12 protein-coding genes are annotated in these 14624 nt (G+C 75.4%); 5 read left to right on the top strand and 7 right to left on the bottom strand.

The window, feature by feature from the left end; genetic code table 11:
- Window positions 1-8: 8 nt before the first annotated feature.
- Complete coding sequence (locus AB0C78_RS04235) at window positions 9-1277, bottom strand: AI-2E family transporter (RefSeq protein WP_360741474.1); 1269 nt, start codon at window positions 1275-1277, stop codon at window positions 9-11.
- Between the two features lie 219 nt (window positions 1278-1496).
- On the opposite strand from AB0C78_RS04235, the gene AB0C78_RS04230 reads away from it, so the two are divergent.
- Complete coding sequence (locus AB0C78_RS04230) at window positions 1497-2324, top strand: alpha/beta hydrolase (RefSeq protein ID WP_360741472.1); 828 nt, start codon at window positions 1497-1499, stop codon at window positions 2322-2324.
- A 69-nt stretch (window positions 2325-2393) separates the two neighbouring features.
- Here the strand turns inward: AB0C78_RS04230 and AB0C78_RS04225 are convergent, their stop codons facing one another.
- Complete coding sequence (locus tag AB0C78_RS04225) at window positions 2394-3866, bottom strand: RICIN domain-containing protein (protein WP_360741470.1); 1473 nt, start codon at window positions 3864-3866, stop codon at window positions 2394-2396.
- A 215-nt stretch (window positions 3867-4081) separates the two neighbouring features.
- Window positions 4082-4438: a nuclear transport factor 2 family protein gene (locus AB0C78_RS04220; protein ID WP_360741468.1), complete on the bottom strand. Its 357-nt coding sequence runs from the start codon at window positions 4436-4438 to the stop codon at window positions 4082-4084.
- A gap of 187 nt (window positions 4439-4625) precedes the next feature.
- On the opposite strand from AB0C78_RS04220, the gene AB0C78_RS04215 reads away from it, so the two are divergent.
- Window positions 4626-5069, top strand: a complete 444-nt coding sequence (locus AB0C78_RS04215) for a thioesterase family protein (RefSeq protein ID WP_360741466.1) — start codon at window positions 4626-4628, stop codon at window positions 5067-5069.
- A 164-nt stretch (window positions 5070-5233) separates the two neighbouring features.
- Here the strand turns inward: AB0C78_RS04215 and AB0C78_RS04210 are convergent, their stop codons facing one another.
- From AB0C78_RS04210 to AB0C78_RS04200, 3 genes are all read right to left on the bottom strand, one after another.
- Window positions 5234-6196 (bottom strand): DUF6569 family protein, encoded by a 963-nt coding sequence (locus tag AB0C78_RS04210; RefSeq protein ID WP_360741464.1) that lies wholly within the window; start codon window positions 6194-6196, stop codon window positions 5234-5236.
- A gap of 104 nt (window positions 6197-6300) precedes the next feature.
- Window positions 6301-7677, bottom strand: coding sequence for a hypothetical protein (locus AB0C78_RS04205; RefSeq protein ID WP_360741462.1), 1377 nt, complete (start codon window positions 7675-7677; stop codon window positions 6301-6303).
- A 159-nt stretch (window positions 7678-7836) separates the two neighbouring features.
- Entirely contained in the window at window positions 7837-8514 is a 678-nt protein-coding gene (locus AB0C78_RS04200) for a TetR/AcrR family transcriptional regulator (RefSeq protein WP_360741460.1), read from the bottom strand.
- A 101-nt stretch (window positions 8515-8615) separates the two neighbouring features.
- Between AB0C78_RS04200 and AB0C78_RS04195 the strand changes: the two genes are divergently transcribed.
- Both AB0C78_RS04195 and AB0C78_RS04190 read left to right on the top strand, forming a co-directional pair.
- Window positions 8616-9563 carry an ATP-binding cassette domain-containing protein gene (locus AB0C78_RS04195; RefSeq protein WP_360741458.1) on the top strand — a complete coding sequence of 316 codons (948 nt, stop codon included), beginning with the start codon at window positions 8616-8618 and terminating at the stop codon, window positions 9561-9563.
- Window positions 9564-9605: 42 nt separating this feature from the next.
- Window positions 9606-10376 carry an ABC transporter permease gene (locus AB0C78_RS04190; RefSeq protein WP_360741456.1) on the top strand — a complete coding sequence of 257 codons (771 nt, stop codon included), beginning with the start codon at window positions 9606-9608 and terminating at the stop codon, window positions 10374-10376.
- A 36-nt stretch (window positions 10377-10412) separates the two neighbouring features.
- On the opposite strand, the gene AB0C78_RS04185 is transcribed toward AB0C78_RS04190, so the two are convergent.
- Window positions 10413-11465 carry an EamA family transporter gene (locus AB0C78_RS04185; RefSeq protein ID WP_360741454.1) on the bottom strand — a complete coding sequence of 351 codons (1053 nt, stop codon included), beginning with the start codon at window positions 11463-11465 and terminating at the stop codon, window positions 10413-10415.
- A 127-nt stretch (window positions 11466-11592) separates the two neighbouring features.
- On the opposite strand from AB0C78_RS04185, the gene AB0C78_RS04180 reads away from it, so the two are divergent.
- Window positions 11593-14523, top strand: coding sequence for a hypothetical protein (locus AB0C78_RS04180; RefSeq protein ID WP_360741452.1), 2931 nt, complete (start codon window positions 11593-11595; stop codon window positions 14521-14523).
- Window positions 14524-14624: the final 101 nt, after the last annotated feature.

The raw sequence follows: 14624 nt of genomic DNA, 5'->3' as shown, positions 1-14624 counted from the left end.
ATCGGGGGTCACTTCCGGCGCCGGAGCCACCGCGGCGGCGGCCGCCGTTCGCGCCGGGCGGGGGTCGTGCGGGTCAGCGGGTGCTCCTCCACCTCGTAGCGGCGGATGTAGGCGCCGGCGAACGCCTGCACGCTCGCGCCGAACGGCAGCGCCACCACCGCCCCGACCGGCCCGGCCACCGCCACCCCGGCCAGCACCAGCCCGAACGCGACCGCGGGGTGCATGTCCAGCGTCCGGGCGGTGATGCGCGGCTGCAGCAGGTAGTTCTCCACCTGCTGGTAGGCGACGATGAACAGCAGGATCCACAGCGCCGTCGACGGCGAGCGGGTCAGCGCGATCAGCACCGGCACCGCGCCCGCCAGGTACGTGCCGACCGCCGGGATGAACTGCGACACCACCCCCACCCACAGCGCGAGCGTCGCCGCGTACGGCACCCCGAGCCCGATGAGCGCGATGTAGTGCGCGACGGCGGAGATCAGCGCCAGCAGCGCGCGGGAGTAGATGTAGCCGCCGGTCTTGTCGATCGCGATCTCCCAGGCCCGCAGCACGGACCGCTGCCGGTGCGGCGGCAGCAGCGAGCACACCGTCCGGCGCAGCTGCGGGCCCTGCGCCGACAGGTAGAAGGTGAACAGCAGCACCCCGAGCGCCTTGAAGACCACCCCGAAGGCGGTGGCGCCGATCCCCCACACGTTCTGCGCGAGGTCCGACAGGTGCCGCGACAGCGTGCCGGTCACCGTCGGGAGCCGCTGGAACAGGGTGTCGCGCGACAGGTGGGTGCCGAACGTCGCGTTGACCCAGTCGACGACGTGCCGGACGTAGCCGGGGAACCCGTTGATCAGGTGGGTGGCCTGGGTCGCCAGCAGCGACCCGATGCCGCCGGCGAACCCGGCCAGCAGCACGCCGATCACCACGAACATCAGCGCGGTGCCGGCGCCGCGCCGCCACCCGCGGGCCGCCAGCCAGTTCACCGCGGGCTCGATCGCGAACGCCAGGAACAGCGAGACCAGTACGAGCAGCAGCAGCCCGCGCAGCCGTTCCAGCAGCCACAGCAGCGCCATGAACGCCAGCACGATCACCCCGGCGAGCGCGAACGCCCGCGGCAGCCACGCCGGCATCCGCCGCGGGCCGCCCCGTCCCGCGGCGCCTGGGGCCTCCGGCGCCGGGCCGGGAGGTCCGGGCGGTCCGGGAGGGCCCGGGGGCGCGGGCGGTGCCGGGGGCGCGTCGGGCGGGACGTCGGCGGGCGCGTACGCGGGCCTGGCGCCGGGCGTCTGCGGCATGGCCGCACGCTAGCCGCGCGCGCCGCGCGTCCCCGCCCGCACGCGCCCGCCTTTGCCGAGACTTCAGCCGCCGCCGGACCCCTGCGGCGCGGTGCGGGGGCCTGACGAGGTGCGGGGCGTAAAGAAAGGTCGACCCGGCCTTGTCCCGTGATCCGGGTAGCGGCGCGCCCGCACGGGAACGCCCGCCGGAACGCACCGATACGTCTGGGGGTTCACGGGATGGGGTTCGTCACGACGCGCGACGGCAACGAGATCTTCTTCAAGGACTGGGGGTCGGGCCCTCCGGTGGTGTTCGTCCACGGTTGGCCGCTGAACGCCGACGCGTGGGAGGACCAGTTGAAGGCGGTCGCCGACGCCGGGTACCGCGGCATCGCCCACGACCGCCGCGGGCACGGGCGCTCGTCGCAGCCGTGGGAGGGCTACGACTTCGACACCTTCGCCGACGACCTCGCCGACCTGCTCGGCGCGCTGGACCTGCGGGACGTCACGCTGGTGGCGCACTCGATGGGCGGCGGGGAGCTGGCCCGCTACATCGGCCGGCACGGCACGGGGCGGGTCGCCAAGGTCGTGCTGCTGTCGGCGATCCCGCCGCTGATGCTGCGGACCGACGCCAATCCCGAGGGCGTCCCGGCGCAGGTGTTCGAGGACATCAAGGCCGGGATCCTGCGGGAGCGCTCGCAGTTCTGGCGGGACGTCTCGGAGACCTTCTTCGGCACCAACCGCCCCGACGCCAGGGCGACGCAGGGCAACCGGGACGCGTTCTGGTTCATGGCGATGCACGAGAGCGTCAAGGCGGGCGTGGACTGCACGACGGCGTTCGCCGAGACCGACTTCACCGACGACCTGAAGAAGATCGACGTTCCGACGCTGATCGTGCACGGCGACGACGACCAGATCGTCCCGATCGACGCGACCGCCCGCAAGTCCGCGCGGATCGTCCCGGACGCGACGCTGAAGGTCTACGAGGGCGCCTCGCACGGCCTGGCGATGGTCCCGGGCGACAAGGAACGCTTCAACCGCGACCTACTGGACTTCCTGGCCGCCTGACGGGAGGCGGCGCCGCCCCCGGCCGGCCGGAGCCAGGGGGCGGCGGGTCGGAGCGCGGGGGCGGCGGGGTCAGGCGTGCTCTTCCAGGCGCCAGAGCTGGTTCGGGTGCTGGGAGGGGTCGAGCATGTCGGTGGGGCAGGTCCACTGCTCGACGTTGGCGCCGGAGGCGGTGCTCGCGCCGGTGACGTCGAGGCACAGGCCGCTGACCGCGGAGACGAGCCGGTAGCGGGAGTCGTCGACCCGGACCATCTTCCACGCCTGCGCGGCCGAGCCGTTGCAGGTGTACTGCCAGACGTTGCCGCCGGGGTCGGTCGAGGAGTGCGCGACGTCCAGGCACTTGCCGCTGACCTGGCTCTTGATCTCGTACCTGTCGCCGCCGAGGTTGCGGAACCGCCAGTCCTGCGCGTCGGCGCCGTCGCAGTCCCACTGGCGGACGTTCACCTGGTCGGCGGTTCCGGAGTCGGTGAGGTCGAGGCATTTCGAGCTGTGCGCCGCGCGGAGGCGGAAGGTGTGGCCGGGCAGGGTGCTCGGCCGGCCGCTGGTCCACACGACGTCCTGGATGTACATGCCGCGGTCGGAGTTGCCGGGCGGCGGCGCCGGGTTCTCGTCGGCGTGGAAGACGACGTGGACGCCCTTCTCCGGGCCGGGTGAGGTGACGGTCACGACGTCGACGCTGCCGGGCCCGCGGAACAGGGGTGTGTAGTCGATGCTGGTGAGCTTGGTGCCCTTGGTGTAGGGGCCCCAGATGGCGGTGGCGGTGGCGTAGCGCGAGTAGTAGTCGTCGTGGTCCCAGGCGCCGCCGGAGTAGACGAGGGCGTAGGAGTCGGGGCGCCTGACCAGGTCGGGCGCCTCGGTGGTGTACCCGTCGACGACCCCTTCGCCCTTCTCGTGGACGAGGGTCCCGGGCGAGCCGAGAAGGGTGACTCCGTCCTCGCCGACCTTCTGCATCTGGATCGAGGAGTCCTGGTCGCCGAATTCGGGGCGGTTGGCGACGTGCGACCAAAGGAGGTAGCGGCTGCCGTCGGTGTCGACGAAGCTGCTCGGGCCGATCGAGTCGTAGGGCTCCCAGGTGTCGGCCGCGGTCTTGGCCGCGCAGATCAGCGGCTCGGCGCCCACGGGGGCGAACGGGCCTTCGGGGCCGTCGGCAAGGGCCGCGCCGATGCATTTGCGGAAGGAGCTCTTCGCGTCGCCGGGCGTCGGCATGGAGGCGGTGTAGTACATGAGGAATTTCCCGTCGGCGCGGCGGGAGACGTCCGGCCCCCAGGCCACGCCGGAACCGACCCAGGCGGGGTATTGCGGCAGCGGGTCGGTGCCCAGGCGGGTCCAGGGGCCGTTGAGCGCCGGGGCGGTGGCCATCTGGACGTGGGCGGGGCCGTCGCCGGTGGCGTAGGCGTACCAGGTGTCGCCGACCCGGTAGACGTCGGGGTCGGCGAAGGTGGCGCTTATCAGCTGCTTGGGCGAGGGCGAGGCCGCCGCCGTCGGCGACGTGCCCAGTACCACGGCCGCCGCCGAGGCGGCAATGGCGAGAAGACGGTTTCGCATCGGGCTCCTGTACGATTCCAAGAAGGGCCTCCGGAATCGTACAGGCGGCGAAGTATTTCGCGTTCGGTGCGGCGGTTCCACGGCGCCTTAATTGCTGCGGTCCGGCATGACTCGCAGGTGAATTCAGGTGGCCGAATGCGGCCGAATGCCGGGCCGGGAGAATCCGGGCGAGACGGCGGGCGGCCCCCGAAGGGGCGGGCCGGGCGGGCGCGGGGTCAGGGGGCGGGGGTGGTGAACTCGGGTTGGTCGAGGACGCGGAGCCAGCTGCCGTCGGGCTGGCGGCGGACGACCTGGGCGCGGGCGCCGGCGCCGTCGCGGGGCGGGGTGGAGGTGAGGGCGATGTCCCCGCTGACCAGGGTCGGCAGCGGCTCCTCGGGTTCGAAGTGGGGGCGGGCGGCGAGCACCTTCTCCCACAGCGCGCGGATCGCGTCGCGTCCGACGGTCTGCGAGCCGGGCGGGTAGGCGAGCACGGCGTCCTCCTCGTAGAGGGCGGCGACTCCGGCGGCGTCGCCGGCGTTGGAGCGCTCGACGAACAGGCGGGTGATGTCCTCGGGGCGCATGGCCTTGTCCATCGTGTCGTCCTTCCTGGTGGCTTGGTGGTTCACCTCCTATGCTCGGCGCCCGGGAGCCAGAAGTCCAACAGATGGTTCTTCTCAGTTGCAGAAGTGATGGTTATGGCTTTCGCCTGGGCCGTGCGGCAGGGGCCGGCCGGGGATGTCGCCGTTCGTCGTGTGCGGGAGTGCGGCAGGATGTGGCGGTATGGGGAAGATCTTCACGCATCGGCTGCGGGTGCGGTACAGCGAGTGCGACCAGCAGGGCGTGGTGTTCAACGGCCACTACCTGTTCTTCTACGACGTGGCGCTCACGGAGTTCTGGCGTGCGGCGGTGTGCGGGCCGGACGAGATGGTGGGCGCGGGCTACGACCTGGTGGTGGCGGAGGCGCGGATCCGGTACCGGGAGGGCGCGCGGTTCGACGATTTGGTGGACGTGGAGATGCCGGTCGCGCATCTGGGGACGACGAGCATGGTGGTGCGTCCGCGGTTCACGGTGGGCGGGCGGCTGATGGCCGACGGGGAGGTGCGGCACGTGTTCGTCGACCCGGGCTCCAAGTCCAAGCGGGAGATGCCGGGGGACGTGCGGGCGGCGCTCGCGCCCTACCTGGAGGAGACGGGACAGGTGGCCGGCACCGGGTCGGGCTCCTGATCGCTTGGCGACGTGATGAGCGTCGTGCGAGATCCGGACGTGGAATCCGGGTTTTCGCCTGACGGGTCCGGCTCAGTTCCCGTGGGTCCGATTCAACTGGGTGGGGGCCGCCCGGGGCAACCCCTTTTGGGGGCCGTCCCGGGCGGGTCCGCGCGGAGGCCGGGTCAGCGGGCGAACAGGGAGGCGTAGACGGCCTGGCCGCCGTCGGTGACGACCTGCCCGGCCAGGTGCGGTCCGGTGACGGTGGACAGCCGCAGGTCCAGGTAGCGTTCCTCCTCCTGCACGTCGGCGGCCTCGTCGAGCGCGGCGGCGGCGAGCCGGGCGGCGATGCCGGTGAGGCGGGCGGCGCGGTCGCGGTCCAGGGCGCCGCGCAGTTCGGCGAGGGTGGCGGCGTCGTAGGGGGCGGCGGGCGCGGGGGCGGGTTCGGCGCGCCAGGCGGCGACGCCGTAGGCGAAGCAGGCCAGCGCGGGCCACATCTCGGCGAAGTAGCGGGGGCCGGGGCAGATCTCCAGGCCGGCGAAGCGGCCGTCGACCAGGAACAGGGCGCCGACCTGCCCGGGCTGGGGTTCCAGGCGGCTCTGGAACTGGGTGAGGACGGGCCGCTTGCGCGACAGGATCTGCTCGAGGTGGCCGCGGCGGGGCAGCCCGCAGCGCTGGTTGAGCTCGGCGATGTCGTCCCACAGCTTGGCGTAGCCGTGGACGCCGCGCAGATCCAGGGCGCGGGCGCGCAGTTCGCCGGGCAGGACGAAGAACCACTGGTCGCGTCCGGTGAGGTAGCCGCCCTGGGTCTGCTGGACGCAGCAGGCGTCCTCGAACAGCAGTTTCTGGCCGGGGGCCAGGAACGCCGACCGGCACAGGGCGTGGTTCTGGGCGGCGTCCTGGACGTAGCCGATGTGCAGGGGGACGATCGCGACGCCGTCGGCGGCGCCGTTGCGCAGTTCGAGGCGTCCGTAGCCGGTGACGCGCGACAGCTTCAGCCCGGTGCGGGGCGGGACGAAGCCGGGGCGGTCGGGGCCGGAGATCGGCACCATGGTGAAGGCGCCGGCCTGCTGCGGGGTGCCGAGGCGGTGCCCGGCGAGGCTGAGCGGGCCGGGCACCAGGGTGTCGAGCGCCGTCATCTCGGTCATGCGGTGCTCCTTTCGTTCGTGCCGGCGGCCGGGGCGTCCCGGCGGGCGTCCCGGCCTGCGCGCGGGTGGGCGCGCCGGGGGGCGCGGGCCTGCGGTGGGGCGGGTCAGGCGGCGAGGGCGGTGGTGAGGTCGGCGGCCTGCCGGTCCAGGGCGTCCAGGCGGGCGTGCAGGGCGGTGCGCAGCCAGGGGCGGCCGGCGGGGCAGTGCGCGAACATCCAGGGCAGCAGGGCGGTGAAGTCGTCCTGGTGCCAGAACCCCCGCTGCGGCAGCGACGGGTCGGGGCGGCGCAGGGTGAGGTCGTCGGCGGCGGTGAACAGGGCGTGGCAGAACACCACGGGGGTGGTGACGCCGGCGCGCGGGAGGGTGGCGGTGACGCGGGCGAGGTCGCCGGGGAAGCGGTTCTCGTAGCCGTCGGAGACGACGGCGACCAGGTCGGGGCCGGCGGCGAGGGCGTCCAGCACGCCGGTGGCGAGGTCGGTGGCGCCGCGGGGGGCGCGTTCGTCGCCGCCGACCTCGACGACCTCGAGCCGGTCGCAGACGCGCGACAGCAGCATCCGCAGCGCGGCGGCCTGCGACAGCACGGCCCATTCGCGTTCGCCGTAGCCGCGCATGGACGCCGAGGCGTCCAGGACGAGCGCGACGGTGCCGGCGAAGCGGGGGAAGGCGCGGGCGGCGTCGTCGACGTAGCGGCCGAGGGCGGCGTACAGGTCCTCGGCGGGGCCGCCGCGGTACAGGTGGACGAGGGTGGCGGCGATGTCGCCGCGGTTGGTGGCGGTGACGGTGGAGGGCTGCCGGCGGGCGGTGTCGAGGGTGAGGGCGGGCTCGTCGGGCAGGGGCCGCGCGGCGCCGGCGCCGGCCGCGGCGCCCGCTCCCGTCGCGGTGTGCGCGGGCGCGGGTGCGGCGGCGGCGTAGAGGGCCTGGACGCGGGCGGGTGCGGCGGCGGGGACGGCGAGGAAGCGCAGCAGGCGGCGCCGCAGGTAGTCCGAGCCGGTGTCGCCGTCGTCGATGCGGCGGGCGCAGCCGCGGGCGGCGGTCTTGCCGAGCGCGTGCTCGAAGCAGTCGAGCAGGGCGGGGCGGCGGGCGGCGATGAGGGCGTCGGCGTCGGGGTGCTCCAGCACGAACCGCAGCACGGTGCGGGTGGTGTGCTTGTGGTTGGCGCGCAGCCGGCGCAGCGCGAGCAGGACGGTGATGACGTGCGCGGGCGGCAGCGCCAGCGTCAGGACGCGGGCGAGGCGCGCGAGGGTGTCGCGGGTGGCGTCGTCGAGACCGGCCTGGGAGGCGGCGAGGGTCTGCAGCAGGACGCGGGCGCGCTGCCAGGGCAGCGTGCCGGGGGCGAGGGCCAGCAGCGCGTAGTGCTCGGGGCCGGCGGCGTGGGCGGCGCGGTGCAGGTCCGCGTCGTCCCAGCGCAGGGTGCCGCCCCGGGGCAGGGTGAGGGGGGTGTCGTGGGTCTGCAGGTGGGCAAGGAGCGTGGGGGTGTCCATGATTGATCGCCTCCGCAATCATGGATTTTAGGAACGCCGCGGAGCGCCTCGACACTCATTTTCCGGCGCCGTACCCGGACCGGTGCGGGGCCATGCGTCTCCGGCCCGGGCGGACGCCGGTGGCGGGGGCGCCGCGACGGGCGCGGCCGGGCGCCCGCGCTACTCGCCGGGGGCGGGTTTGGGGGCGTAGTCGCCGATGCCGTGTTCCAGCATGTCGAAGACGCGGGCGGCGGAGGCGTAGACGTCGTCGCGCATCTCGGCGAGGGTCTCGCCGGCGGCCTTGCGGGCGGCGATCTCCTCGATGAGCACGCCCTGCGCGGCGTAGATCATGGCGGCGGCGACGCGGGGGGCGACGTCGTCGGGGCCGGCGCCGGTCTCCTCGGCGAGCAGGCCGGCGAGGGCGTCCTTGAGCTGCTGGCCGAGCTCGCGGGAGCGGGCGGTGAGGGCGGGGCTGTCGCTGACGGTCTTGAACCACACCTCCGAGCCCTCGTGGAAGGCGGTGCGGTAGGAGCCCTGGTCGAGTCCCTCGAGGTAGGTGCGGCGGTAGAGCGCGACGACGCCCTCGCCGGGTCGCCGTTCGCGGAAGGCGCGCCCGACGGCCTCGACCATCTCGTCCTGGCGGTCGAAGAACAGGTCCTCCTTGGTCCTGAAGTAGTTGAAGACCGTGTTGACCGACACGTCGGCGGCGCGGGCGACGTCGGCGACGGTGACGTTGTCGAAGCCGCGCGTCATGAACAGCCCGGTGGCGATGTCGGCGATGCGGCGGCGGGTCTCGCGCTTCTTGCGCTCGCGCAGGCCGAGTTCGGGTTCGGACCGCCGGTCGAGCTCCTCTGCCATGCCGGAGATCCTACCTTCGCTGGCGTCACTGAAAACTTGGAGTGACTGCAAATTTGTGGTTACTCTATCGGCGAGTCGTTCACCCCCCACCGGAGGTCATCGTGATCGAGGCACGCGGGCTCGCCCGCACGTTCACCGGCAAGCACGGGACGGTCGAGGCCGTGCGCGGCGTGGACCTGTCCGTGGCGCCCGGCGAGATCGTCGGGTTCCTCGGCCCCAACGGCGCCGGGAAGACCACCACGCTGCGGATGCTGACGACGCTGCTGGCGCCGACCGCCGGCACCGCAACGGTCGCCGGGCGGGACCTGCGCGCCGACCCGGGCGGGGTGCGGCGCCGCATCGGGTACGTCGCGCAGGGCGGCGGCACCGACCCGTCCGTCCCGGTCGGCGAGGAGCTGGACCTGCAGGCCCGCCTGTACGGGGTGGACGGCCGCGCGGAGCGGATCGCCAAGCTGTGCGCGCGGCTGGAGCTGGAGGGCCTGCAGGACCGTCCGTGCGGGGCGCTGTCGGGCGGGCAGCGGCGGCGGCTGGACGTCGCGCTGGGGCTGGTGCACCGGCCGCCGCTGCTGTTCCTGGACGAGCCGACGACCGGCCTGGACCCGCAGAGCCGCGGGAACCTGTGGGAGCACGTCCGGTCGATGCGCGCCGAGGACGGCACGACGGTGTTCCTGACCACGCACTACCTCGACGAGGCGGACGCGCTGTGCGACCGGCTGTTCATCATCGACCGGGGCCGCATCGTCGCGGCGGGCACGCCCGCCGAGCTGAAGCGCCGCGTCGCCGGTGACGTGGTCACCCTCGAGCTCGCCGACCCGTCGGGCGCGGCGCGGGCCCGCGAGGCGCTGGCGCGGCATCGCGCGGTGCGGGAGGCGGTGGCCGCCGGCGGCGCCGTGCGGCTGACCGTCGAGGACGGCGAGCGGCAGCTGATGGGCCTGGTGCGGGCGCTGGACGCGGCGGGGGTGGAGCTGGCGTCGCTGAACCTGGCCCGTCCCAGCCTCGACGACGTGTTCCTCACCGTCACCGGCCGTTCCCTGCGCGACGCCGCCTGACCGGCGGCGGGCCGCGTTCCAACCAACAGAAGGAGGAGTGCGATGTCCTTGGCACGGACCGCCGCCGACACCCGCCTGGTGTTCGGCCGGTATCTGCGTCAGACGCTGCGCAGCAAGGTCGCGGTGGTGTTCGGCGCGATGCAGCCGCTGCTGTACCTGGTGCTGTTCGGGCCGCTGCTGTCGCGGCTGGTGGACGTGCGCGGCTTCGGCGCGGGCAACGCCTGGCAGGTGTTCGTGCCGGGCGTGCTGATCCAGCTCGCGCTGTTCGGCGCCGGGTTCGTCGGGTTCGGGCTGATCGGGGAGCTGCGGTCGGGGGTGGTGGAGCGGCTGCGGGTGACGCCGGTGAGCCGCACCGCGCTGCTGCTCGGCCGGGTGCTGCGCGACACCGTCATCGTCACGGTCCAGGCGGTGATGCTGGTGGCGGTCGGGCTGGCGCTGGGGCTGCGGGCGCCGGCGGGCGGCGTCGCGGTCGGGCTGCTGTTCGTGATGTCGCTGGCGGTCGCGGTCGCGTCGCTGTCGTACGTGCTGGCGATGCGGACCCGCAGCGAGGACGCGTTCGCGCCGCTGCTGTCGGCGGTGACGCTGCCGCTGCTGCTGCTGTCGGGGATCCTGCTGCCGATGAGCCTGGCGCCGGGCTGGCTGGACGCGGTGTCGCGGTGCACGCCGTTCCGGTACGTGGTGGACGCGGTGCGGGCGGCGTTCCTGGGCGACTACGCGACGGCGGCGGTCGCGGAGGGCGCGCTGGTCGCGGCGGTGCTGCTGGTGGTGTCGGTGTGGCTGGGGGCGCGCCGGTTCCGCGCCGAGAACGCCTGACCGTCCGCCCCCGCATGCCCCGCGCTGGAGGGCCGGTCAGTGCGGGGCGTCGGCGGGCCGTGCCGCGGGCGCCGCGCCTTTCCCGGGCGCGGCGCCCGCGGCGAGGGCGTCTGCCGGGACCGCGGCGTCCGGCGGGGCGGCGGCGCGCTGGGCGATGTAGGCGCCGGCCAGGACGATCACGCCGCCGGCCATCTGGACGGCGGTGAGGCGCTCACCGAGCGCCGCCCAGGCGATGAGGGTCGCGGCGACCGCCTCGGTGTAGCAGATGGCGCCGCCGACCTGCGCGGACAGCCGGTGCAGGCCGGCGATCCCGGTCAGGTAGGCCAGCACGGTGCTGACCAGCGCGATCCAGGCGACCAGCGCCCAGCCGGGCGCGGTGTGCCCGCCGACGGGGACGGCGGCGCCGAGCACCCGCCACGGCAGCGCCCACGGGGTGGCGAGGGCGGCGAGCGCGGCCGCGGCGACGACGCTGCCGGCGGTGGTGATGACCAGCGGGTCGACGCGTCCGGCGAGGCGGTCGACCAGCAGGAAGTAGGACGCCTGGCAGGCGGCGGCGCCGAGCCCGGCGGCCAGGCCGAGCGGGTCCAGGCTCAGGCCCGTCCACACCTGGACGACCAGCGCCAGGCCCGCCATGGCGACGGCGACGCCGGCGGCCGCGGTGCGGTGCACGGGGGCGCGGCGCACCAGCCGCAGCCACGCCAGCACCATGACCGGGCCGGTGAACTCCAGCAGGATCGCCACGCCGACGGGCAGCCGGGACGCGGCGAGGTAGTAGCAGGCCTGGCAGCCGGCGACGCCGGTGAGCCCGTAGGCCGCCAGCCGCCCGAGGTGGGGCCGCAGCTGCGCGCGCAGGGGGCGGGCGCCGCGCCGTGCGCCGCGCCGTGCGCCGCGCCGGGCCCGCGCGGCGCACACGATCGGGACGAGCGCGAGCGCCGAGACGGTGATGCGCAGCCACACCGCCTGCAGCGGGTCAAGGCCGCCTTCGATGAGCGCCTTGCCGAACGGGCCGGACGCGCCGAAGCAGACCGAGGAGAACACCGCGAGCGCGAGTCCCTGGGCGCGGGTGCGCGCCGCCGCGTCGACGCCCATCGCCGCTCCCCTCTCGACCGTTCAGGAGCATCGTGCCATAACACTCATTACGCAGAGAGGGGCGGGCAAACGACCTCCAGAACACGACATGCCGGACACTCCGCCGGGGAGGACTACTATTCGCCGGGTGAGCTGGCAGGGGGCCGGGGCGGGACCCGGCGGGACGGGAGGCGGCCCGAGCGGGGACCTGTTCGCGGCGGTCGAGGGCAACGTGCGCGAACTGGTCGCCTCGCCGTGGTGGCGGACCGCCCAGCCGCAGGACCGGGCCGGGCAGATCGCCGCGCGGATGCTGTGGGGCGCCGGGGAATGGTGGCTGTTCGGCGCGTGGGGGCGCTGGTACCGGTGCGGGCTGGACGGCGCCTGGCACCCCTGCCCTCCCCCGCCCGAGCCCGCCGACCGGCGCGTCGCGGTCCCGGCGCCGCGCGGCGCCGGCACCCCGCCCGTCCCGCCGCAGCTGTACCCGACCGGCCCCGACCTGGCGGCCGGGCGCGTGGCGCCGCTGGGATTCCTCGGGCCCGTCCCCGACACCGCGGTCGTCGCGCGGATCTCCCAGGCCATCACCACCGCCCTGGCGGTCGACCCGCAGCAGTTCGCCCAGCGCGACCCGATGTTCCAGCCCGGCACGCCCAGCACCATCGCCGCCGCATGGGGCGCGCTGCTGTGGTGCGCGGGCTCGCCGGTGGTGCTGACCGAGCACCCGCTGATCGAGTCGTTCATCCCGTTCCTGACCACCTCCGCCGACCAGCTGCACTGGATGATGCCGCCCGACTTCGGCACCCTGGCCGGCTACTACATCCACCGGCTCGGCGCGGGCGACGGCGGCGGCGCCGCGCACATCGCGCGGGTGATGTACGAGGTCGCGGCGGGCCTGCAGGCCGACCCGCGGTTCCGGCCCGGCGCCGACGCGCTCGCCGCCGTCACCGCCGCGTCGCTGCGGATGGTCAACCAGGACATGGCCACCGTCCGCTACGGGCCCGAGGCGATCGTGCAGGAGTGGCGGCGCCGCTGCCCCGCCGAGTTCGCCACCCCGATGGTCCGCGACACCGCGCCGGGCGAGTACCTGCGCCTGGCCCTGTACGACCTGGAGCAGATCGTGCACGGGCTGACCGGGCCGCGTCCCGCGCCGGGCGGCCGCAGCCACGACGAGGTCCGCCGCGCCGGGATCGCGGTGCTGGCCGCCGACCTGGCGGCGGCGCCGGGCGCGCTGCCGGCGCTGCAGCGCTGGCTGGACCCCGACAGCGCCCGCACACTGCAGGCGGTGCTCGGCGATCCCGCCAACCCGCTGCGGGCGCTGTGGCCGCGCGACGGGCGGCTGCCGGACGCGCTGCGCCGCGACGACCCCGACGCGCTCGCGGCACTGCTGGCCACCACCTACACCCTCGGGCTGACGTGGTGCCGGCTGGCGCAGGTGCCGCCGCCGGCGACGGGGTTCGCGGTGCCGCAGGCGGTCGCGGCGGAGCTGACGTCGCCGGCGATGCACTCCCCGCCGTCGACCGACGAGCTGTCGGCGTGGGACATCATCAAGGCGGCGCGCGCGCACATGGCCGCCGAGCGGGCCTCCTCGGGCGCCGACCGGCCGGTCGCGCCGGTGCCGGAGCCCGCGCAGGACGCGCCGGGCCCGCCGCCGGCCGTCGCGCCGGTGGAGCCGCCGTCGGCCCCGCCGATGCCGCCGCCCCCCGTCTCGCCGCCTGTCTCGCCGCCGGTGTCCGCGCATGCGGCGCATGGCGCGGACCCGTCGGTCCCGCCCGCGCCGTCTCCGGCGGTGCACGGTGAGCGGCCGGGGCCGGTGAACCCGCTGGCGTCCGACGTCCCGCCGCCACGGATCGCGCCGCCTCCTCCGCCGCCCGCCGCCCCGGAACCGGACGCGCCCGCGGCGGCCCGGCAGGAACCTGTTCCCGAACCCGCGCCGCCCGCTCCCCCGCCGCCTGCTCCCGCTGCGATGGAGGAGCCGCGGTGGCCGTCGGAGCCCGTCCAGGACGGGGCGGACGGGCCGTCGTGGCCGCCGGAGCCCGAGCCGCCGGCGGTGCACGCACCGGCGACGCAGCTGGACACCGACGCGTTCCGCACCAAGCTCGACCAGGGTCCGGCGTGGCCGGGCGCGCCGATGCCGCCGGCCTCGCCGCCGCCCGCCCCGCGACCCGCCGCGCCACCGGCGGCACCGCCCGTGGCACCGCCGGCGGCGCAGCAGCCGGACCTGCCGCCGCCTCCGGTGCCGGTGCCCGAGCCGGTCCCGCCGGCGCCGCCCGCGCCGGTGCCGGACTCGGCCCCGCAGGTCGCCGAGGCGTACGGGATCCGGTTCCTGTGCGGCGCCGACGACATCGGCCGGGTGGTGACGGAGGTGCGGCGGCGCGGCAAGTGGGCACGGCGGCTGCGCGGGCAGGAGGTGTCGAGCGCGTCGGCGCCGGCGCTGCTGCTGATCGGCGCGCCGTCCAGCGGGCAGCGGCGGCTGGCGCGGATGGTGGCGCGGGCGCTGGCGGAGGTGGAGGCCTCCAGCGGCGAGGTCCGCTCGGTGCACGCCGAGGACCTGCGCGACGCGGGCCCGGAGGGGCTGCGGTCGGCGCTGGAGGAGCACGCCGGGCACGTCCTGCTGCTGGACGGCCTGGACGGGCTGATCCTCGACGAGGCGCAGGGCGCGGCGTACGCGTCGGTGCTGTACCGGACGCGGCTGGAAGGCGTCAACGACACGGCGCTGCTGGGCACCTGCGAGCCGGACCGGGTCGGGGAGCTGTCGGCGGCGTCGCCGGAGCTGGTGACCGATCTGCGGGCGGTGCGGCTGCCGGATCTGGCCGACGGGCGGGCGCGGTCGGCGCTGGTCGGGCTGCTGGCCGAGGAGCGGTCGCTGCGGCTCGGCTCGGACGCGTGGGCCGTCGTGGAACGGGAGGCGGCGACGCTGCGCCCGCGCGGCCGGCTGACCGGTGCGCGGCTGGTGGAGGCGTATCTGGACCGGGCGGCGACGCGGCATCTGGGCAGCGCGGAGGCGACGCAGGCGATCGGCAGCGCGCTGACGCTGACGGCGGCGGACTTCGAGGGGCTGGCGGCCGAGCTGTCGGGCCGCTGACCCTCCGGGGCCGTCCGGCCGGCCGTCCCCGGGGAGGGCTGGGAGGGCCGGGATCGCCTGTGCCGTAAGGGTTACAGGCGTCTTCGGCGCCGCATAATGTC

It is taken from the genome of Actinomadura sp. NPDC048394, assembly GCF_040651755.1.
GTDB lineage: Bacteria > Actinomycetota > Actinomycetes > Streptosporangiales > Streptosporangiaceae > Spirillospora > Spirillospora montaniterrae.
This window is presented reverse-complemented; position numbering and strand designations above follow the sequence as displayed.